Source organism: Methylobacterium sp. FW306-05-D, from assembly GCF_058782155.1.
The window spans coordinates 39,690-61,049 of the sequence record NZ_JBYSXL010000009.1 but is presented as its reverse complement, the minus strand read 5'-3'; the positions used below and the strand labels follow the sequence as shown (position 1 = coordinate 61,049).

Annotated in this window: 20 protein-coding genes; 4 read left to right on the top strand and 16 right to left on the bottom strand. The window is 66.7% G+C overall.

Annotated features, from left to right (window positions below; all coding sequences use genetic code 11):
• Positions 1–10: 10 nt before the first annotated feature.
• From nuoL to AC3WLN_RS05715, 12 genes are all read right to left on the bottom strand, one after another.
• A complete protein-coding gene (nuoL, locus tag AC3WLN_RS05770) occupies positions 11–2,107 on the bottom strand; it encodes an NADH-quinone oxidoreductase subunit L (protein WP_492480105.1) in 2,097 nt (698 codons plus the stop codon).
• 149 nt (positions 2,108–2,256) lie between these two features.
• Positions 2,257–2,562, bottom strand: coding sequence for an NADH-quinone oxidoreductase subunit NuoK (gene nuoK, locus AC3WLN_RS05765; protein ID WP_463773071.1), 306 nt, complete (start codon positions 2,560–2,562; stop codon positions 2,257–2,259).
• Positions 2,563–2,623: 61 nt separating this feature from the next.
• Positions 2,624–3,244, bottom strand: coding sequence for an NADH-quinone oxidoreductase subunit J (locus tag AC3WLN_RS05760; protein ID WP_492480104.1), 621 nt, complete (start codon positions 3,242–3,244; stop codon positions 2,624–2,626).
• A gap of 183 nt (positions 3,245–3,427) precedes the next feature.
• The gene (gene nuoI / locus AC3WLN_RS05755) at positions 3,428–3,916 is read right to left on the bottom strand and encodes an NADH-quinone oxidoreductase subunit NuoI (protein ID WP_055947361.1); all 489 of its coding nucleotides are present in this window, start codon (positions 3,914–3,916) and stop codon (positions 3,428–3,430) included.
• Between the two features lie 24 nt (positions 3,917–3,940).
• Positions 3,941–4,963 carry an NADH-quinone oxidoreductase subunit NuoH gene (gene nuoH / locus AC3WLN_RS05750; protein ID WP_463773066.1) on the bottom strand — a complete coding sequence of 341 codons (1,023 nt, stop codon included), beginning with the start codon at positions 4,961–4,963 and terminating at the stop codon, positions 3,941–3,943.
• A gap of 12 nt (positions 4,964–4,975) precedes the next feature.
• Positions 4,976–7,057: an NADH-quinone oxidoreductase subunit NuoG gene (gene nuoG / locus AC3WLN_RS05745; RefSeq protein WP_492480103.1), complete on the bottom strand. Its 2,082-nt coding sequence runs from the start codon at positions 7,055–7,057 to the stop codon at positions 4,976–4,978.
• A gap of 45 nt (positions 7,058–7,102) precedes the next feature.
• A complete protein-coding gene (gene nuoF / locus AC3WLN_RS05740; protein WP_463773060.1) occupies positions 7,103–8,404 on the bottom strand; it encodes an NADH-quinone oxidoreductase subunit NuoF in 1,302 nt (433 codons plus the stop codon).
• Position 8,405: 1 nt separating this feature from the next.
• Complete coding sequence (nuoE, locus tag AC3WLN_RS05735) at positions 8,406–9,509, bottom strand: NADH-quinone oxidoreductase subunit NuoE (protein ID WP_492480102.1); 1,104 nt, start codon at positions 9,507–9,509, stop codon at positions 8,406–8,408.
• Between the two features lie 19 nt (positions 9,510–9,528).
• Positions 9,529–10,719: an NADH-quinone oxidoreductase subunit D gene (locus AC3WLN_RS05730; protein WP_492480101.1), complete on the bottom strand. Its 1,191-nt coding sequence runs from the start codon at positions 10,717–10,719 to the stop codon at positions 9,529–9,531.
• Positions 10,720–10,735: 16 nt separating this feature from the next.
• A complete protein-coding gene (locus AC3WLN_RS05725) occupies positions 10,736–11,383 on the bottom strand; it encodes an NADH-quinone oxidoreductase subunit C (RefSeq protein ID WP_463773054.1) in 648 nt (215 codons plus the stop codon).
• A 15-nt stretch (positions 11,384–11,398) separates the two neighbouring features.
• Positions 11,399–11,986, bottom strand: a complete 588-nt coding sequence (locus AC3WLN_RS05720) for a NuoB/complex I 20 kDa subunit family protein (RefSeq protein ID WP_492480100.1) — start codon at positions 11,984–11,986, stop codon at positions 11,399–11,401.
• Between the two features lie 60 nt (positions 11,987–12,046).
• Complete coding sequence (locus tag AC3WLN_RS05715; RefSeq protein WP_056465990.1) at positions 12,047–12,412, bottom strand: NADH-quinone oxidoreductase subunit A; 366 nt, start codon at positions 12,410–12,412, stop codon at positions 12,047–12,049.
• A gap of 425 nt (positions 12,413–12,837) precedes the next feature.
• Between AC3WLN_RS05715 and AC3WLN_RS05710 the strand changes: the two genes are divergently transcribed.
• Positions 12,838–13,971, top strand: coding sequence for a glycosyltransferase family 4 protein (locus AC3WLN_RS05710; protein ID WP_463773048.1), 1,134 nt, complete (start codon positions 12,838–12,840; stop codon positions 13,969–13,971).
• Positions 13,972–14,130: 159 nt separating this feature from the next.
• The gene (locus tag AC3WLN_RS05705; protein ID WP_492480099.1) at positions 14,131–16,461 is read left to right on the top strand and encodes an amylo-alpha-1,6-glucosidase; all 2,331 of its coding nucleotides are present in this window, start codon (positions 14,131–14,133) and stop codon (positions 16,459–16,461) included.
• A 162-nt stretch (positions 16,462–16,623) separates the two neighbouring features.
• Here AC3WLN_RS05705 and infC read toward each other — a convergent pair whose 3' ends face one another.
• Entirely contained in the window at positions 16,624–17,145 is a 522-nt protein-coding gene (gene infC / locus AC3WLN_RS05700) for a translation initiation factor IF-3 (protein WP_238280755.1), read from the bottom strand.
• 186 nt (positions 17,146–17,331) lie between these two features.
• On the bottom strand, positions 17,332–18,564 hold the full coding sequence (locus AC3WLN_RS05695) for a glycosyltransferase family 4 protein (protein ID WP_492480137.1): 1,233 nt from the start codon (positions 18,562–18,564) through the stop codon (positions 17,332–17,334).
• Between the two features lie 183 nt (positions 18,565–18,747).
• On the opposite strand from AC3WLN_RS05695, the gene AC3WLN_RS05690 reads away from it, so the two are divergent.
• The gene (locus tag AC3WLN_RS05690; protein ID WP_492480098.1) at positions 18,748–19,539 is read left to right on the top strand and encodes an alpha/beta hydrolase; all 792 of its coding nucleotides are present in this window, start codon (positions 18,748–18,750) and stop codon (positions 19,537–19,539) included.
• Here AC3WLN_RS05690 and AC3WLN_RS05685 read toward each other — a convergent pair.
• Entirely contained in the window at positions 19,526–19,810 is a 285-nt protein-coding gene (locus AC3WLN_RS05685) for a BQ00720 family protein (RefSeq protein WP_055947330.1), read from the bottom strand. The two genes, AC3WLN_RS05690 and AC3WLN_RS05685, sit on opposite strands and share 14 nt — an antisense overlap.
• Positions 19,811–19,885: 75 nt before the next feature.
• A complete protein-coding gene (locus tag AC3WLN_RS05680; RefSeq protein WP_056214570.1) occupies positions 19,886–20,323 on the bottom strand; it encodes an Hsp20 family protein in 438 nt (145 codons plus the stop codon).
• A gap of 570 nt (positions 20,324–20,893) precedes the next feature.
• Between AC3WLN_RS05680 and AC3WLN_RS05675 the strand changes: the two genes are divergently transcribed.
• A complete protein-coding gene (locus AC3WLN_RS05675) occupies positions 20,894–21,295 on the top strand; it encodes a Tat pathway signal protein (protein ID WP_492480136.1) in 402 nt (133 codons plus the stop codon).
• Positions 21,296–21,360 lie beyond the last annotated feature (65 nt).

Sequence of the window (21,360 nt, the reverse complement as noted above, 5' to 3'; positions counted from 1 at the left end):
ACAGCGGCCATCAATGGGCGACCTTGGGCAAGCCGGTCAGCATGTACCAGCTGATGAGGGCGGCGACGCCGACGAGCATGACGAAGGCGTAGTGGTAGACGTAGCCGGTCTGGAGCCGGACCACGCCGCGGGTCACGTCGAGGACGCGGGTGGCGATGCCGTCCGGGCCCATGCCGTCGATGACCCGGCCGTCGGCCTCCTTCCAGAGGAACTTGCCGAAATCCTTGGCCGGACGGACGAAGATCCGGTCGTAGAGCTCGTCGAAGTACCACTTGTTGAGCAGGAACCGGTACAGGCTCGGCTGCTGCGCGGCGAGCTGGCCCGGCAGCTCGGGCCGGCGGATATACATCCAGTAGGCCAGCACGAAGCCGATCAGCATCATGATGAAGGGCGAATAGGCCACCAGCGCCGGCACCGCATGGATGTCGTGCATGATGTGGTTGTCGGGACCGTGGCCGAGGGAATGCCCCCAGAACGTGTCCATGCCCTCGCCGATGAAGCGGTTCTTGAAGATCAGGCCGGCGAAGAGCGCGCCGAAGGCCAGGATGCCGAGCGGGATCGTCATGACGAGCGGGCTCTCATGCGGGGTGTGCGCATGGTCGTGGTGCTCGATGGCGCTGTGCGAGGCCGGCTCGACGTCGTGGCCGTGATCGTCGTGGGCCACCCCCTCGTGGTGGCCCGGCGCGCCGTCGGCCTGTGCCGAGGCGCCCGCATGGGCCACCGCGTGATGGTCGTCGTGGTGATGCGCCCCATGGCCGGCCCAGCGGGCGGGCCCCTCGAAGGTCATGAAGAACAGGCGCCAGGAATAGAACGAGGTCATCAGCGCGGCGACCACGGTGCACAGGAAGGCCAGCGTGTGCCCGGGCCGGGTCGAGGCGTAGGCGGCCTCGATGATGGCGTCCTTCGAGTAGTAGCCGGCGGTGAAGGGGAAGCCGATCAGCGCCAGGGTGCCGATGGTCATCATCGCCGAGGTGAAGGGGATGTAGCGGCGCAGATTCCCCATGTTCCGCATGTCCTGCTCGTGGTGCATCGCGTGGATGACCGAGCCGGCCCCGAGGAACAGCAGCGCCTTGAAGAAGGCGTGGGTGAAGAGGTGGAACACCGCGGCCGAGTAGGCGCCGACGCCGAGGGCCACGAACATGTAGCCGAGCTGCGAGCAGGTCGAGTAGGCGATCACGCGCTTGATGTCGTTCTGCACGAGGCCGACCGTGGCCGCGAAGAACGCCGTGATGCCGCCGATGACCGTGACCACGACGAGGGCGTTGGGGGCGAGCTCGAAGACCGGCGACAGGCGCGCCACCATGAACACGCCGGCCGTCACCATGGTGGCGGCGTGGATCAGCGCCGAGACGGGGGTCGGGCCCTCCATGGCGTCCGGGAGCCAGGTGTGCAGCAGGAACTGGGCCGACTTGCCCATGGCGCCCATGAACAGCAGCAGGCAGGCGAGCGTCCAGGCGCTCCAGTCGTAGCCGAGGAAGTGGAAGGTCGCGTCCTTGATCTCGGGCGCCCGGGCGAAGATGCCGTCGAAGGCGATCGAGCCGGTGAGCACGAAGACCAGGAAGATGCCCAGCGAGAAGCCGAAATCGCCGACGCGGTTGACGATGAAGGCCTTCATGGCCGCGGCGTTGGCCGAGGGCTTCTCGTACCAGAACCCGATCAGCAGGTAGGAGGCGAGGCCGACGCCCTCCCAGCCGAAGAACATCTGCACGAGGTTGTCGGAGGTCACCAGCATCAGCATGGCGAAGGTGAAAAGCGACAGGTAGGCGAAGAAGCGCGGCCGGTGCGGGTCCTCCTCCATGTAGCCGATGGAGTAGAGGTGCACGAGGGTCGAGACCGAGGTCACGACCACCAGCATGATCACCGTCAGGGTGTCGATGCGGAAGGCCCAGTCGACCACGAGGTCGCCGGCGGTGAACCAGGTCGCGACCTGCACGCGGGTGGCGTGCTCGGTGCCGGGCACCTCGAGGAAGGCGCCCCAGGACAGCAGGGCCGAGAAGGCGAGGAGGCCGGTGGTGATGCCCTCGCTGAGCTTCGGGCCGAGCTGACGGCCGAACAGGCCGGCGAGCAGCGCACCGACGAGCGGGAGGAAGACGATCGCGTGATACATCGCTGGCTTGTCCGGCCTCCTGGGGCGTGCCCGGACCCCGCGCGACCTGCGCGGGGGCCAGGGCGGCACCCTGTGGGGTTCGTGTCACCGCCCTGGCGGCGCGAGGACCGCGCCGCCGGACGTCGAGGAAGTTCCGCCTCGGGTTCTGCTCAGCCCTTCATCATGCTGACGTCCTCGACCGCGATGGAGCCGCGGTTTCGGAAGAACACGACGAGGATGGCGAGGCCGATGGCCGCCTCCGCCGCCGCCACCGTCAGCACGAACAGGGCGAAGATCTGTCCGGTGATGTCGTTGAGGTGGGTGGAGAAGGCCACGAGGTTGATGTTCACCGCGAGCAGGATCAGCTCGATGGACATCAGGATGACGATGACGTTCTTGCGGTTCACGAAGATGCCGAGCACGCCGAGCGTGAACAGGATCGCGGCGACCGTCAGGTAGTGGCTCAGGCCGATCATCGGATGTGGCTCCTGGTCTCTGCCGTTCGAGGTCCGCCGGCGCGTGTGGCTCCGCCGGCCATCAGACTTCGACGCCCTGGCGCGAGGGCACCTTGCGGGTCTCCACCGCCATGGTCTGCGTGCGCGCGTTCTGGACGGCGATGTTCTGGCGCTTGACGCCGGGGCGGTCGCGCAGGGTCAGCACGATGGCGCCGATCATCGCCACCAGCAGGATCAGTCCGGCGAGCTGGAAGAAGAAGACGTAGTCCGTGTAGAGCACCCGGCCGAGCGCCTGGGTGTTGGTGACCGAATCGGCGCTGGCCACGGGGCCGAGGGGCGCTTGCACGAGGCCCGGATCGATGGTCCAGGAGCCGACCACGAGCAGCAGCTCGATCAGGAACACCGCCCCGATCAGCGCGCCGATGGGCAGGTATTGCTGGAAGCCCTGGCGCAGCTGCGCGAAATCCACGTCGAGCATCATCACGACGAACAGGAACAGCACCGCGACCGCGCCCACGTAGACGACCACGAGGATCATCGCCAGGAACTCGGCGCCCATCATCACGAACAGGCCGGCGGCGTTCACGAAGGCGAGGATGAGGAAGAGCACCGAGGCCACGGGATTGCGCGAGGCGATCACCATGAAGCCCGAGGCGATGGTCACACCTGCGAACAGGTAGAAGAAGGCAGCGGCTGCGCTCATGCGGTTCTTGAGATCAGCCGTCCCGAGGACGGCCCCTTCTGCCGAAAATGTGCCACGGCCCACCGGCCGCCCGTCTATAGAACCCGCCCCTGCGGTGCACAACCGCCTCGGCGGGCCCGGGCCGGCTCCGTGGGCACGGAACCGGTCCCCTGTCTCAGTCCGCCGACCGGCGGAGGGGCCGCCTCAGCGGTAGGGCGCGTCCACGGCGAGGTTGCGCGCGATCTCGCGCTCCCAGCGGTCGCCGTTCAGGAGGAGCTTCTCCTTGTCGTAGAGCAGCTCCTCGCGGGTCTCGACCGAGAACTCGAAGTTCGGCCCCTCGACGATCGCGTCCACCGGGCAGGCCTCCTGGCACATGCCGCAATAGATGCACTTGACCATGTCGAGGTCGTAGCGGGTCGTGCGGCGGGTGCCGTCGTTGCGGCGCGGGCCCGCCTCGATGGTGATGGCCTGGGCAGGGCAGATGGCCTCGCACAGCTTGCAGGCGATGCAGCGCTCCTCGCCGTTGGGATAGCGGCGCAGGGCGTGCTCCCCCCGGAAGCGCGGGCCGCGATGGCCCATCTCGAAGGGGTAGTTGATCGTGGCCTTCGGCTTGAAGAAGTACTTCATCGCCAGGACGAACCCGGACGCGAACTCCTTGAGCAGCAGACCCTTAGCGACCTGATCGAGCTTCATGGCTCGGATCTCCGTGAGGGGTTGTCAGGCGCCCGGCGCGAGGCCGGTGAGCTTGAGGACGAAGGCGACGACGACGACCGAGACGAGCGAGAGCGGCAGGAACACCTTCCAGCCGAGGCGCATGAGCTGGTCGTAGCGGTAGCGCGGCACCATGGCCTTCACCATGGCGATCATGAAGAACAGGAAGCTCGCCTTCAGGGCGAACCAGATCAGGCCCGGCACCCAGGTGAAGGGCGCGAACGGGATCGGGGAGAGCCAGCCGCCCAGGAACAGCACCGTGCCCAGCGCGCACATGGTCATGATAGCCACGTACTCGCCCAGCATGAAGAGCAGGTACGGCGTCGAGGAATACTCGACCATGTAGCCCGCGACCAACTCCGATTCGGCCTCCGGCAGGTCGAAGGGCGGGCGGTTCGTCTCGGCCAGCGCCGAGATGAAGAACACCACGAACATCGGGAACAGCCAGAGCCAGTACCAGCCCAGGATGCCGAGGCTGGTGTCCTGCGCCATGACGATGCGGGAGAGGTTGAGGGAGCCGGCGCAGAGCAGGACGCAGATGATGACGAAGCCGAGGGAGACCTCGTAGGAGATCATCTGCGCGGCCGAGCGCAGCGCGCCCAGGAAGGCGTATTTCGAGTTCGAGGCCCAGCCGCCCATCAGGACGCCGTACACGCCCAGCGACGAGATCGCGAAGATGTAGGTGATGCCGACGTTCAGGTCGGCGATGGCCCAGCCCTCGGCGAGCGGGATCACCGCCCAGGCGGCGAGCGCCAGGGTGGCGAAGACCAGGGGCGCCAGTAGGAACAGCGCCTTGTTGGCGCCGGCCGGGATGACCGGCTCCTTCAGAACGAACTTCAGCAGGTCGGCGAAGGACTGGAACAGGCCCCAGGGCCCGACCACGTTCGGACCCCGCCGGAGCTGCACCGCCGCCCAGATCTTGCGGTCGGCCAGCAGTGCGTAGGCGATGAAGACCAGCAGCAGCGCCAGGAGCACGAAGCTCTTGAGCGCCAGCAGCAGGACGGTGCCGAGGATTTCCCAGAAGGTCATCGCAGGAGATCCTTATTCGGCCGCTTCGAGGCCGCGCACCCGGGCGAGGCTCGAACACTCGGCGAGCACCCGCGAGGCGCGGGCGATCGCGTTGCTGAGGTAGAAGTCCGGGACCGCCGCCGCGAAGGCGGTGCGGGTCGGCTCGCCGCCCAAGGCCGACAGCGTCTCCACCGCGGCCACCGCATCGCTCGGCGCGATGGCGTCGAGGGCGGCGAAGTGCGGATGCTCCGCATAGAGCGCCCGGCGCAGGGCTCCCAGCGAATCGAACGGCAGGCGCTTACCCAGCACGTCGGACAGGGCGCGCAGGATCGCCCAATCCTCGCGGGCATCGCCCGGCGGGAAGCCGGCGCGATTCGTGGTCTGGACCCGGCCCTCGAGATTGACGTAGGTCGCGCTCTTTTCCGTGTAGGCGGCCCCCGGCAGCACGACGTCGGCGCGGGTGGCGCCGCGGTCTCCGTGGGTGCCCTGGTAGATCACGAACGCACCCGGTCCCACCGCGACCTCGTCGGCACCCAGGTTGTATACCACGTCGAGATTCGCCCCGTCCGCGATGCCCGCGAAGTCGAGCCCGCCCTCCCCCGGCACGAAGCCGAGATCGAGCGCCCCGACCCGGGCGGCCGCCGTCTGCAGCACGCCGAAGCCGCTCCATTCGGGCGTGACCGCGCCGATCTCCCGGGCGAGCTTCGCCGCGGCGGCGAGGATCGCGGCGCCGTCGGGCCGGGCGAGCGCGCCGGTGCCGACGATGATCAGGGGCCGGCTCGCCGCCTTCAGCGCCTCGGAAAAGCTGTGCTGGCCGGAGGCGATGTCGGCCAGGGTCTCGGGTCCGGCGCCCAGATAGGTATGGGGGTAGGTCAGGTCGACGGGCTCACCGATCAGGCCAACGGCGAGCGGCCCCATCCGCCAGCGCTTGCGGATGCGCACGTTGAGGAGGGAGGCCTCCAGGCGCGGATTGCTGCCGATGAGGAGGATCGCATCCGCCTCCTCGATCCCGGCGATACCGGTGCCGAGGGTGTAGGCGGACCGGCCCCAGGCCGGGTCGATCGCCTCGCCGGCCTGCCGGCAATCGAGGTTCGTCACCCCGAGGGAGGTCATCAAGGCCTTGAGCGCATAGGTTTCTTCGACACCCGCGAGGTCGCCGACCACCGCGCCGATGCGCTTCGGGTCGGTGCCCTTCACCTTGGCGGCGATTGCCGAGAACGCCTCACCCCATGATGCAGGCCGCAGGCGGCCGTTCTCGCGCAGGTAGGGCCGGTCGAGCCGCTGGCTGCGCAGGCCGTCCACGGCGTGGCGGGTCTTGTCGGAGATCCACTCCTCGTTAATCCCCTCATGCACGCGCGGCTCGATCTGCATGACCTCGCGACCGCGGGCATCGACCCGGATGGCGCATCCGACAGCGTCCATCACGTCGACGGATTCGGTCTTCGACAGCTCCCAGGGCCGGACCTCGTAGCTCTGCGGCTTGTGGACGAGGGCGCCCACGGGGCAGAGATCCGCGACGTTGCCCTGCAGTTCGGAGCCCATGGCGGATTCGAGGTAGCTCGTGATCTCCATGTCCTCGCCGCGCCCGATGGCGCCGAGATCCGGCACGCCGGCCACCTCCGCCAGGAAACGGACGCAGCGGGTGCAGTGGATGCAGCGGTTCATGGCGGTCCGCACCAGCGGGCCGATGTACTTCTCTTCCACCGCGCGCTTGTTCTCGCCGTAGCGGGTCGAGTCGACCCCGTAGGCCATCGCCTGGTCCTGCAGGTCGCAATGCCCGCCCTGGTCGCAGATCGGGCAATCGAGGGGGTGGTTGATGAGGAGGAATTCCATCACCCCCTCGCGGGCCTTCTTCGTGATTCCCGAACGCGTCAGCACTTCCGGCGGCTCGCCGTTCGGGCCCGGACGGCAATCCTTCACCGCATAGGCGCAGGAGGCCACGGGCTTCGGGGCGCCCTTCAGCTCGACCAGACACATCCGGCAATTGCCCGCGATGGACAGCCGCTCGTGGAAGCAGAAGCGCGGGATTTCCGCGCCTGCCGCCTCGCAGGCCTGGAGCAGCGTGTACTCCGCCGGAACATCGACCTCGGTGCCGTCGACGACGATCTTGGTCATGCGTGGGTCTCGGTCTCGAAACTTAAGGGCGGCGCGAGGGGCGGATCACTCCGCCGCCATCGGCACCGGATCGGAATGCGGGTTGGCGCTGTAGCGGTCGATGCGCTTCTCGATCTCGGGGCGGAAGTGCCGGATCAGCCCCTGGATCGGCCAGGCCGCCGCATCCCCGAGCGCGCAGATGGTGTGGCCCTCGATCTGCTTCGTCACGTCGAGGAGCATGTCGATCTCCCGGCGCTGGGCCCGGCCCTCCGCCATACGCAGCATCACGCGCCACATCCAGCCGGTGCCCTCCCGGCAGGGCGTGCACTGGCCGCAGGACTCGTGCTTGTAGAAATAGGCGATGCGGGCGATGGCCGAGACGATGTCCGTGGACCGGTCGAGCACGATCACCGCCGCCGTCCCGAGGCCGGAGCCGAGGTTCTTCAGGGTGTCGAAATCCATCTTGGCGTCGATGATCTGCTCGGCCGGGACCAGGGGCACCGAGGAGCCACCGGGGATGGAGCAGAGCAGATTGTCCCAGCCGCCGCGCATGCCGCCACAATGCTTGTCGACGAGTTCGCGGAACGTGATCCCGAGTTCCTCCTCGACGTTGCACGGCTTGTTCACGTGGCCCGAGACGCAGAAGAGCTTGGTGCCGGTGTTGTTCTTGCCGCCGAGGCCGGCGAACCAGGCGCCACCGCGGCGCAGGATGGTGCCCGCCACCGCGATCGACTCGACGTTGTTCACTGTCGTCGGGCAACCGTAGAGGCCCATATTCGCGGGGAATGGGGGCTTCAGGCGCGGCATGCCTTTTTTGCCTTCGAGGCTTTCCAGCAGCGCTGTCTCTTCGCCGCAGATATAGGCGCCGGCGCCGTGATGGACGTAGATGTCGAAGGGGTAGCCGTGAACGTTGTCCTTGCCCACGAGGCGGGCTTCGTAGGCCTCGTCCACCGCCCGCTGGAGCGCGTGCTTCTCAGCGACGTACTCGCCGCGGATGTAGATGTAGCAGGCATGCGCGGCCATCGCGAAGGAGGCCAGCAGGCAGCCCTCGATCAGGAGATGCGGATCGTGTCGCATGATCTCCCGGTCCTTGCAGGTCCCCGGCTCGGACTCGTCGGCGTTGACGACGAGGTAGTGCGGGCGCCCGTCGGACTTCTTGGGCATGAACGACCATTTGAGGCCGGTTGGAAAGCCGGCTCCGCCACGGCCGCGCAGACCGGACTGCTTCATCTCGTCGATGATCCAGTCCCGTCCCATTTCCAAGAGGAACTTGGTCCCGTCCCAGGCGCCCCGCTGCTTGGCGGCTTCCAGCCCCGGGGAGTGCAGGCCGTAGAGGTTCGTGAAGATGCGATCCTGATCGGCGAGCATGTCAGTTCCCCTTCTTTGGGGCGGGAGACCGGGGCGTCGACGGCTTCGTCGTCGAGGCCTTCGTCGTCGGTACCTTCGCACCGTCCGGCTTCGCGCTGGCGGCTTCTGGGCTGGCGCCCGATGCGGCGGGCTGCGGCGGCGGCTCGTTGCGGGGCAGATCGGACTGCGTACCGGCCTCAGCGCCGGCCGCCTCCGCCCTGGCGATCGTCTCCGGTGCGGCAGCGGGCTGCGCAGATGGCTGGACCATCGACTCCGTTCCGTCGGCGGCATCCGCCTTGTCGCCGGACTTCACCGGGGTTTCGCCGGCCGCACTCCGCTGAGCGGGGCCATCGGTCGCTGGCGTCCCCACCGCCCGACCGGCATCGGGACGAGCCGGCTTCGGCTCGGCGGCGGCGCGTTGCACGGACGATGCCGCCTCGGCCTTGCCCTGCTCGGTGGCTCCCTCGGCCTCCTTCTCCTCGAAGCGCTTGCGCCACGCGCCGACGCGAGATCCATCGAACAGGGTTGCGTCGGTGAGCGTATCGGCGCCGCCCAGTGGCTCGGACGAGGTTCGTCCGGCCTGCGATCCGACCTTCACGGGCCGGCCGGCGGCGAGGTCGTCCATCAGCTTTCCGAGGAGATCGGGCGTCAGGTCTTCGTAATAATCCTGGTTGATCTGTGCCATCGGCGCATTGCAGCAGGCGCCCAGACACTCGACCTCGAGCCAGGAGAAATTCCCGTCCGCACTGACATGGCCCGGGGCGCCGAGGCGGTGGTGCAGGTAATCCTTCAGTTCGCGGGCGCCGCAGGAATCGCACGGCACGGTCCCGCAGAGCTGGATCCAAAACTTGCCGACCGGCTCCAGGGCGAACATCGTGTAGAAGGTCGCGACCTCGAGCACACGGATATGCGGCATGCCGAGCTCGTCGGCCACGGCCTCGATCGCCTTCTGCGGCAGCCAGCCGCCATTCTGCTCCTGGGCCTTCCAGAGCAGCGGGATCACCGCGGACGCCTGACGGCCCTCGGGATACTTCTCGATCTGGCCCTTCGCCCACTCGGCGTTCTCGGACGAGAACGCGAAGGAGGCAGGCTGCTCGGCGGCGGGGGCGAGTCTGCGGTTGGCCATCAGTTTCGAACCTTGATCCTCACCGGTCCACTTCGCCGAACACGATATCCAGCGTGCCGAGCACGCAGGACACGTCGGCCAGCATGTGGCCGCGGCACATCCAGTCCATCGCCTGCAGGTGGGCGAAACCCGGAGCGCGGATCTTGCAGCGGTAGGGTTTGTTGGTACCGTCGGCGACGAGATAGACGCCGAACTCGCCCTTGGGTGCCTCGACGGCGGCATAGACTTCACCGGCCGGGACGTGGAAGCCCTCTGTGTAAAGCTTGAAGTGGTGGATCAGCGCTTCCATCGAACGCTTCATCTCACGGCGCGGCGGCGGGGCAATCTTGCCGTCGGTCGCCGCGATCGGCCCCTGGCCGACAGGCTCGCGCAGCTTGATGCAGCACTGCTTCATGATCTTGGCCGATTCGCGCATTTCTTCCATGCGGATGACCTGGCGATCGTAGGTGTCGCCGTTCTTCCCCACGGGGATGTCGAATTCCATCTCCTCGTAGGCTTCGTAGGGCTGCGACTTGCGCAGGTCCCACGGGATGCCCGAGCCGCGCACCATCACGCCGGAGAAGCCCCAGGCCATGGCCTCGTCCACGGTGACGATGCCGATGTCGACGTTGCGTTGCTTGAAGATGCGGTTCCCCATGACGAGGTTGTCGAGGTCGTCGACCACCTGCAGGAACGGATCGATGAAGGCCTCGATGTCGTCGATCAGCGCAGGCGGCAGGTCCTGGTGGACGCCACCGGGCCGGAAGTAATTGGCGTGGAGCCGGGCGCCGGATGCGCGCTCGTAGAAGATCATCAGCTTCTCGCGCTCCTCGAACCCCCAGAGCGGCGGCGTCAGCGCGCCGACATCCATGGCCTGCGTGGTGACGTTGAGAAGGTGGGAGAGGATGCGGCCGATCTCGCAGAACAGCGTGCGGATCAACTGCGCCCGCCGTGGCACTTCGAGTCCGAGCAGCTTCTCGATGCCGAGACAGAAGGCATGCTCCTGGTTCATCGGCGAAACGTAGTCGAGCCGGTCGAAATAGGGCGTCGCCTGGAGGTAGGTCTTGTGCTCGATCAGCTTCTCGGTGCCGCGGTGCAGGAGGCCGATATGCGGATCGACGCGCTCGACGATCTCGCCGTCGAGTTCCAGCACGAGGCGCAGGACGCCGTGCGCCGCCGGGTGCTGGGGGCCGAAGTTGATCGCGAAATTGCGGATGTTGTGCTCGGTCATGGCATCGCTCCGCCGCTCAAGCCGACGTCTTCTCGTCGCCCGGGAGCACGTACTCGGTGCCCTCCCATGGCGAGAGGAAGTCGAAGTTCCGGAATTCCTGGGTGAGCTTCACCGGCTCGTAGACGACGCGGGCCTCGTCCTGATCGTAGCGGACCTCCACGAAGCCCGTGAGCGGGAAGTCCTTACGCAGGGGATGCCCCTCGAAGCCGTAATCGGTGAGCAGGCGGCGAAGATCCGGGTGGCCCGAGAACAGGATGCCGTAGAGATCGTAGGTCTCGCGCTCGAACCAGTTCGCCGCGGGAAAGACTTCGATCACCGATGGCACAGGCGTCTGGTCGTCGGTCTGAACCTTCACGCGAATACGCGTGTTGTGGCGCAGGGAGAGCAGGTGGTAGACCACGTCGAAGCGCTTCTCGCGGGCCGGATAGTCGGCGCCGCAGATGTCGATGAAGCAGCGGAACGCGCAAGCCGGGTCGTCGCGCAGGTAGGTCAGCGCGTAGACGATGTCGCTGGCCTGCACCACGAGGGTGAGCTCTCCGAACGCGATCGCGCGGGAGACGATCGCGGGGCCCAGCGCGCCGGCGACATGGTCGCTGATCCGCTGCAGGGCGCCGATGCCGGAATCCGGTGCTGTATGGGCGAGGATGCTGATGCCGTTGGTCATGCCGGGCGTCCTTCCTCAGCGCTCGATCGTGCCGGTGCGGCGGATCTTCTTCTGGAGCAGGAGCACACCATAAAGCAGCGCCTCGGCCGTGGGCGGGCAGCCCGGGACGTAGATGTCCACCGGCACCACCCGGTCGCAGCCGCGGACCACCGAGTAGGAGTAGTGGTAGTAGCCGCCGCCATTGGCGCAGGAGCCCATGGAGATGACGTAGCGGGGCTCCGGCATCTGGTCGTAGACCTTGCGCAGGGCGGGAGCCATCTTGTTGGTCAGCGTGCCGGCGACGATCATCACGTCGGACTGCCGCGGGCTTCCTCGCGGTGCGAACCCGAAGCGCTCGCAATCGTAGCGCGGCATCGACATCTGCATCATCTCGACGGCGCAGCAGGCGAGACCGAAGGTCATCCACATCAGCGAGCCCGTACGAGCCCAGTTGATCAGGTCGTCCGTGGAAGTGACGAGAAAGCCGCGGTCGGCGAGCTCGTGGTTGATCGACAGGAACGTCGGATCGTCAGCGCCGATCGGCAGCCCCGTATTGGGATCGATGATCCCCTTGGGGGCCGGCGCGATCGCCGGGGCGCGGGAGAGGTCGGGGCTGAAGGCCATCGGTTTCTCGGGATCAGGCTTCGGACAGGTAGGCTTCGTGAGCAGCGCGATTCGGGGGCGCTAGTCCCATTCGAGCGCGCCCTTGCGCCACTCGTAGACGAAGCCGACGGTCAGAACGCCGAGGAAGGCCATCATCGACCACATGCCGAACCATCCGAGCTCACCGAACGTGATCGCCCACGGGAACAGGAATGCGACCTCGAGGTCGAAGATGATGAACAGGATCGCGACCAGATAGAAGCGCACATCGAATTTCATGCGCGCGTCGTCGAAAGCATTGAAGCCGCACTCGTAAGCCGACAGCTTCTCCGGATCTGGGCTGTTGTAGGCGACGAGAAAGGGCGCAACCAACAAGGCCGCGGCAATGAACACCGAGACGCCGATAAAAACGATGAGGGGCAGATAGTCTGCCATCAGGCCGGACATGCGGGACCTCTCGTGTTCGCGGACGATTGCGACGCCTTCGGCGCCGTCGGCCACGTGGAATTGCTCCAATGCCAGACTGCGCAGGCGCGAGGCTTAGACGACCCCCCGGAGTGAAACAAGGGCATCGTGCGTCGCACAAAATCGGCCATGCGCCTCAAGTAATTCTCCGCCCCTTCCGCACAACACGACCGATGCGCGCAGGGCCCTTCGCGGCAGGGTTCCTGCCAGTCCTGCCATAGGCTTGGCTGGTATGCCAGACAGCACCGAGCACGGGGATATCGGGGACATCCCGGACGATTTGTCAGAGAGCCCTGGCGATGATGCGGGGCCGGGAACCATAACCTTGGCCGTCCGTTTCGTTCATGTCCCACTCAGGCCGGATCGCGTTAGGTCGGCGCAACATTCGACCTCATAGGAGACGCTTCGTGCGCATTGCCCAGATTGCTCCGCTTTCGGAGGCCGTACCCCCGAAGTTCTATGGTGGGACCGAGCGCGTCGTGTCGTGGATCACCGAGGAACTGGTTCGCCAGGGCCACGATGTGACCCTGTTTGCCAGCGGCGATTCGGAGACCTCGGCCAAGCTGGCTGCCTGCACACCCGAGGGCCTGCGTCTCCTGGGTTATCGGGATCATACCGCAAGCCACCTCGCGATGCTGCACCACGTGCACAAGCGGGCGCACGAGTTCGACATCCTGCACTTCCACATCGATCTGCTTCAGTATCCGATGTTCGAGGATCTGAACCACAAGTGCCTCACCACGATGCATGGTCGCCTGGACGTACCGGACTTCATGCCGGTCTACCGAACCTTCACGGGCATGCCCCTGGTGTCGATCTCCGACAACCAGCGCGATCCGATGCCCGAGAACGTGAACTGGCTCTCGACCATCCACCATGGCCTGCCGGCCCAGAACTGCCCGTTCTACCCGGAGTCGAAAGGCGGCTATCTCGCCTTCCTCGGCCGCATCTCCCCGGAGAAGCGCCCCGACCGCGCCATCGAAATGGCGATCCGCTCCGGCGTGCCGCTGAAGATCGCCGCAAAGGTCGACAAGGCCGACCAGGATTATTGGGACGAGGTCATCGAGCCGATGATCCACCATCCGCTCGTCGAGTTCATCGGCGAGATCAACGAGGAGCAGAAGAAGGACTTCCTCGGCAACGCCCTCGCCCTCGCCTTCCCGATCGATTGGCCGGAGCCCTTCGGCCTAGTGATGATCGAGGCGATGTCGGCCGGCACGCCGGTGATCGCCTTCCGCAACGGCTCCGTGCCGGAAGTCATCGCCGACGGCGTCTCAGGCGTCCTGTGCGACTCCATGGATGATGCGGTGGCGGCCGTTCACACCGTGAAGACGATGAGCCGGGCCGGCGTGCGCAAGCACTTCGAGGGCAATTTCACCGCGGAGTGCATGGTGCGCAAGTACGTGGCCGCCTACGAGCAACTGCTCGCCGGAGCGAACTCGGTGATCAAGCTGCCGCATGCGGGTGCCTTTTCCTCGCATTACGGCGAGATGAACGGCTCCGCCCTGCCCCAGATCTCCGTCGCCGCCATGCCTGCCTGAAGCAGGCCGAGCCGGGTCCGCCCGGCATCGGTTTTGCTCGCCGCCGGGCAGGCTGGCGCCGCAAGATTGCCGCACTACCTTTGCCACTGAGGGCCGCCGCGCCGCATCATGCGACCGGCGGCCCTTTCGATTCGACCCCCATTTCGGAGACGCTCAGGCATGGCAGCGGATACACTGAAGGCGACCTCCGAGCCCGCGACCGAGACGCGGATCCCCCGTGGCTTCCAGGATGCCGATGAAGTCCTGCCGCAGTACCACATCGAGGCGCAGACCTCCCTGGTCGAGCGCCCGCTGCGCTCGCTGAAGTATGGCGAGGCCTTCGCGGTGCTCGACAGCTACGGTGACATCGGCGTGCTTCCCGGTCCCGAGGGCCTCTACTTCCAGGACACCCGCTATCTCTCACGTCTGCACGTGACCATCGAAGACCAGAGACCGTTGCTGCTGTCCTCCGTGATGCAGGATGACAACGGCGCCCTCAGCGTCGACATGACGACGCCCGACATCCGCATCGATGCGCATGACGAGACCACGATTCCCCGCGAACTGATCGCGATCGAACGTACCAAGTTCCTGTTCAAGGGCGCCTGCTACGACCGGATCGGCCTTCGCAATTACGACTCGCGGCACTGGCACCTGAAGGTCGCCGTCACCTTCGATGCCGATTTCCGTGATCTCTTCGAGGTTCGCGGCATGGATCGCCCCGTGCGCGGCAAGCGCAGCGTCCAGGTGGCGAGCGAGTCCGAGGTCCAGTTCCGCTATGCCGGCCTCGACGAGGTCGTGCGCACCACGAGCCTTCATTTCGGGCCGAAGCCGAAGCACATCGAGCCGGGCCGCGCCGAGTTCGTCGTCTCCCTGCCGCCGGGCGGACGGGCTTCGCTGTTCCTGAGAGCGGTCTTCGAATCGCATCGCGCCTTCACGAGCGCCCCAGCGGCCGAGCGCGTCGGCGAGGATGCCGCCGCCGGCCTGTCGCGCGCCGCCGGCAGTTCCGCCGCTCCGCGCCATCCCAAGGGTCTGGCCGAGGGTGTCATCTTCGCCCGGGCCTACCGCGACTCTCGCCGCGACCTGCGCCAACTCACGGCAGGCATCACCACGATTATCTCGTCGAACGATCAGTTCAACGAGGCTGCCTGCCGCGCCACCGCCGATCTCTACATGCTCGCGAGCCGCACACCGGAGGGTATCTATCCCTTCGCCGGCATCCCCTGGTACTCCACGGTGTTCGGGCGCGACGGCATCATCACCGCCATGATGGCGCTCTGGATCGACCCGAATTTCGGGAAGGGTGTCCTTCGCTACCTCGCCTCGACCCAGGCCAAGGCCGTCGATCCGGCCGCCGACGCACAGCCCGGCAAGGTGCTGCACGAGACCCGGCGGGGCGAGATGGCCATGCTCGGCGAGGTGCCGTTCCGCCACTATTACGGGACCATCGACGGCACGCCGCTCTTCGTGATGTTGGCCTGGGAATACTACGCCGTCACCGGCGATCTCGAGACGATTTCGGCGATCTGGCCCGCTTTGGAACTCGCCCTCACCTGGATGGACGAGTACGGCGACCGGGACGGCGACGGCTTCGTCGAATACGCTCGCGATACCGACAAAGGCCTGGAGAATCAGGGCTGGAAAGACAGCCACGACTCGATCTTCCATACCGACGGCAATCTCGCGAAGGGGCCCATCGCGCTCTGCGAGGTCCAGGGTTACGTCTATGCCGCCAAGAACGGGGCTGCCAAGCTCGCCGCTCTCCTGGGCCATGACGATCTGGCGCAGCGTCTCGGCGACGAGGCGATGGTCCTGCGCGAAAACTTCGACAAGGCGTTCTGGTGCGAGGCGATCGGCACCTATGCCCTCGCCCTCGACGGTGAGAAGCGGCAATGCGCCGTTCGCTCGTCCAATGCCGGCCATGCGCTCTTCACCGGCATCGCCCTGCCGGAGCGAGCAGCGAGCGTCGCGGCCAACCTTCTGTCGAAGGACGGCTTCAACGGCTGGGGTGTGCGCACCATCGCCCGCGGTGAAGCGCGCTACAATCCAATGTCGTACCACAACGGCTCGATCTGGCCGCACGACAACGCGCTCATCGCCCTCGGATTGGCGCGCTACGACCTGAAGCAGGAAGCCTCGCGCATCTTCGAGGGCATGTTCGACACGGCTCTGTATCAGGATCAGAAGCGCCTGCCGGAGCTATTCTGCGGCTTCATGCGGCGGCACCAGCGCGGGCCCGTCTCCTACCCCGTGGCCTGCTCGCCGCAGGCCTGGGCAGCGGCCGCCCCCTTCGCATTCCTGGCGGCCTGCCTCGGGCTGGAGATCGACCACGATCGCAACCGGGTGCGCTTCCGCAATCCGACTCTGCCACCCTTCCTCGACGGCGTCTCGATCTTCAACCTGAAGATCGGCACCTCGCGCGTGGACCTGCGCCTGCAGCGCTACGGAGAGGACGTAACGGTCAACGTCCTGCGGCGGACGGGCGACGCGCAGATCTCTCTGCTGAAATAGCGACCCCTAGGATGGGCAGCATCCTCGTGCGGGATGCTGCCCATGAGCTAAGGACCCGTCCACCTCAATGGCGCCGGACGGGGCGATTTCGAAAAACGAAAACACCGCCTTTCCGGAGAAAGGCGGTGAATTGTCGAGGACGAGCGGTAAGCCTAGCGCAACTCAGCGTGGCGCCAGGATCATGATCATCTGACGGCCTTCGAGCATCGGCTCGCTTTCGACCTTCGCGATCTCCTGGGTCTCGTTCTTCACCCGCTCGAGCAGACGCAGGCCGATATCCTGGTGTGCCATCTCACGGCCGCGGAAGCGCAAGGTCACCTTGACCTTGTCGCCTTCCTCGAAGAACCGGATCACGGCTTTCATCTTGGTGTCGTAGTCGTGCTTGTCGATGCCGGGGCGGAGCTTGATCTCCTTGACCTCGACCGTCTTCTGCTTCTTGCGGGCCTCGTTCTGCTTCTTCTGCTCGTTGAAGCGGAAGCGGCCGTAATCGAGAAGCTTGCAGACGGGAGGGACGGAGTTCGGTGCGATCTCGACCAAGTCGAGACCTGCTTCCTCAGCCATCGCGATGGCGTCGAAGAAGGCGACGACGCCACGGTTCTGTCCAGTGTCGTCGATGAGCTGCACTTCGCGAACGCCGCGGATATCCCGGTTGGCGCGCGGCCCGTCCTTCTGCGGGGCCGGCATAGCTCTCATAGGTCTACGAATGGCTTTGGTCTCCTAATGAAACGACGAAACGGCAGCCTACGAACCCGAACCCCGGTTGGGGTCGATCCTGGCCACCCATCGCTCGCGAAATTCGATGCGACACCTTGGCTGAACTCTCGTGCAAGTCAACTCGGTCGTCGCGGTTTGGTTCATTGGACGCAGCGATCACGCCCGCGCGGCCATCGCCCGGTTCGCGATGAGGTCGGCATAGACGGCGAGCGTGTCGCCGACCATGCCTTCCAGTGAGAAATGCGCTTCGACATGCGCCCGGCCGCGCCGGGTCATGGCATCGCGTGCACTCGCCCCAAGGGAGAGAGCCTCCGACAGGGCATCGGCAAGAGCCCCGGCGTCGCCGGGCGGTACCCGCCACCCCGTCCGCTGCGCGGACGGGACCTCTGGGGGTGCCAGCACCGTCTCGGGCACGGCACCGAGATCCGAGACCACGACCGGCGTACCCAGCGCCTGCGCCTCTACCGCGGAGCGCCCGAAAGCCTCGGGTTCCACGGACGGAACTGCCACCACGGAAGCAGCCCGGAAAGCCGCCGGCATGTCGGTGCAATGCCCGACCCGGTGCACGATCGACTGAAGGCCGCGTGCCGCGATCAATGCGTCGAGTTCGCGCTCGTAGCCGACGCGCCCCTGCGGATCGCCCGCGAGCACGACCGCGACATCGGTGACGCCGCGGTCGCGCATCAGCGCCGCCGCCTCGATCAGGACGCGCTGGCCTTTCCAGCCCGTGAGGCGCGCGGCAAGCAACACCACCCGTTCGTGCGGGGCGACGCCCCAGGCGCGGCGCAGCGTCTCGACCCGTGCGGGAAGGACCGCCGCAGGTGTGAACTGCGCGAGATCGGTACCGCGATGGATCACCCGGACCCGGTCACCCGCCTGTTCGGGATGCAGGGTCCGGATCAGGTCTGCCGTGTAGTGCGAGTTGGCGATCACCACGTCGCCCCGGGCCATCACGGAATTGTACAGGACCTTCACGCCCGTCCGGCCGGAATAGCTGCCGTGATAGGTGGTCACGAAGGGCAGCTTCAGCCGCCGCGCGGCGCCGAGCGCGACCCAGGCCGGGGCCCGCGACCGCGCATGAACGATCTGCACCCCTTCGCGCCGACACAGCCGCGCGAGGCGACCGACGTTCAGAGCCATGGCGAGCGGGTTCTTCGAAGCCGCCGGAAACGGCAGCCAGATCCCGCCCTTGGCCTGTAATTCGCCGATCAAACGTCCCCCTTCCGTTGCGACCAGCGCACGAGCACCAGCCGCCGCGAGAGCGGCAGCGACGTCGACGGTCGTGCGCTCTGCGCCCCCCGCGTCGAGTTCCGGGATGATCTGCAGGATGGTTGCCCCGGCGAGGGGCACCCGCTCGCTGGGGAAACTGCCGCGCACGTCGCCATTCATGACGAGCAAGCCGAGTTGGCCCAGGGCCCGTAGAAGAAACCCGGGCTGCTCACCCAAGGCCAGCAGAATCCGTCTTGCGTATCGGTCATGGCCGTGAGCTTGAACGCCGCGCTTTACGGCCCGGTAAACGAAATGCGAAGGCGATGCATTCAGTTCGATGCATCCCAGGGCGAGGGTTAACGAATGACGTCTGCGCAGGGCGAGGCTCCGGACTTCATCCAAGTCGGGACCGGAGACGCGGCACGCCAGATCGCCGTGCGGCGGCGGCCCGGGAACGGTCCACCGTTGGTCTGGCTCGGCGGCTTCCGCTCCGACATGGGGGCTACGAAGGCGATGGCCCTCGATGCCTGGGCCGCGCAGACCGGCCGCGACTTGCTCCGCTTCGACTATACGGGCCACGGTGAATCGGGTGGCGTGTTCGCCGAGGCCACGATCTCCACCTGGCTCGCCGATGCGCAGGCGGTGATTGCCGCGCATGCGCTGGAACGCCCGATCCTGGTGGGATCGTCGATGGGCGGCTGGATCGCGTGCCTGGTGGCACAGGCTCTCGCGCGACACGGCCGACCGGCCCCCTCGGGTCTCGTGCTCATCGCTCCCGCTCTGGACTTCACCCAGAGCCTGCTATGGGACCGATTCCCGCCGGAGGTCCGTGCCCAGATCGAACGGGACGGGGCCTGGTTCCGGCCGAGCGCTTACGATCCGACCCCCGTTCCGATCACCCGCACGCTCATCGAGGATGGGCGAAGCCACTGCCTCCTGGGAAGCCCCTTCGATCCCGGCTGCCCGGTCCACATCCTGCAGGGCATGGACGACCCGGATGTACCCTATACGCACGCCCTCCGGGTCGTGGAGAGACTGCCGAAAGCCGGCACCCTCCTCACGCTCATCGCCGATGGCGACCACCGCCTCTCGCGCCCGCAGGACCTCGCGCGACTCCTGGCGGCGGTGGCCGATATGCCGCCTAGTGCAAGCTGACCGTGTAGAGGTCGTTCGCAGCCGCGTTGGCCACCACGGCGTCACGGGAATCAGCGAGCAGGATCGGCGCGCCGCTGGCGGAAAGGAGCGCGAACAGGTCGAGACCGGGGGTCAGGTCCGGCGCCTGCGGGAAGATGCGCTTCACCTCGTCCGAACGGATGGCCCGCACGTAGGCGATATGTCCCTCGCCGAGCGCCGCGAGATCGGCCACGTTGAACTCCGCCGGGTCGAGATCGGCCTGGGTGAGCGGATTGGTGTTGAACTCGGTCATGGACTGCCCTCCTTCTTGGCAGAGCGGTACACCGGGATCATGCCCGGCGGTCTATGTGGTGCCGAGGCCCCGATGTCAGGCCTCGTCACGGGATGCGATGGCGATCTTGCGCACGATCCGGTCCGGCTCGGGCCGGGTCAGATCGATGGAGAGCAGACCGTTCGAGAGGTCGGCGCCCATCACCTCCATGCCGTCCGCGAGCAGGAAAGCCCGCTGGAACTGACGCGCGGCGATGCCGCGATGCAGGAACTGCCGGGTCTTGTCGTCGACCTGCCGGCCTCGCACGACGAGTTGGCTCTCCTCCAGCATCACGTCGAGCTGATCGCGGGTGAATCCTGCGACTGCGAGCGTGATGCGGAGGCGCTCGGGCTGATGCTCGGTGCGCGCAAGACGCTCGATATTGTAGGGCGGGTACCCATCGTTGGCAGCCTTCGACACCCGGTCGAGGGCCTGCTCGATCTCATCGAACCCGAGGAGAAAGGGATGTCCGAACGGTGAGGGCCGAGTCGTCACGAACGCATGTCCTTCCAGCGAAGCCCGAAACAGAGTTTCATGAGGCACTTCGGTGATCGGGGCCCGCCTGGGCAGCACCCCTCCCGGCGATGTCTCCCCGGTCCTCGCGATATGGAGGCCGCCCCGGAGCGCATCAAGGGCCGCCCTATCGGACGCAGTGCCCCGTTAATCTCTGGGCGTTCGGGTGTTTTCGGCAAACCGACACGGGACGCTCCGGCACACCACAAGCTTGACCGCATATGGGCCACGAGTAACAGTTTGGAATTCCTCTGATATTCGGCCCTGCGCTTGATCTGCGGTCCGGTCCTCGGATATGCCCACCCGGCATCAGGCAGCGCAGGGATCGTGGTTTTCGGACCGCGCGACTCGGCGTTGGCGAACCCGAATCGGGACCGGGCAGGGCCATCGCGACATCACGTCGGGACGGGCATCGTGCGGGGACCGTGAAAAGCGTCGCATTGGGCGGCGGAGGCCTTTGACGGAGTACGCGGCGTGATCGGAGAACGGCCCTTGCGGAGGAATCGGATCATCGTGGCGCGGCGTGCCCTCTCTGGTCTCGCGTCCCTGACGATGCTCGCGGGCCTCGCCGTGCCCGCGCGTGCTCAGGACGGCAAGGGAGCGGCCGCTCCCCTGAAGCTCGAACTCAACCGCCTGGAGCCGGCGGGCGACGCTTGCCGGACCTACCTCCTCGTGGACAACAGCCGCGGCCCGGCCCTGAAATCCCTGAAGGTCGACCTTTTCGCGTTCGATCCCGAGGGCATCGCCCAGAAGCGCCTCTCCGTGGAACTCGGGCCGGTACAGGACCGCAAGACCATGGTCCGCCTGTTCGACTTCCCCGGCATCGCCTGCGCGAAGATCAGCCGCCTGCTCCTCAACGACGTCCTCGCCTGCGAGGGCGGCGAGGCCAGCCGCGAGACCTGCCTCGATCGCATCGAGACCGAGAGCAAGACGCCGGCCGCCTTCGTGCGCTGATCGGCGCACCCGAAACCCGACGACGCAGTCCGCACGCCGACCGCCGCCCCCATCGAGAGAGACCG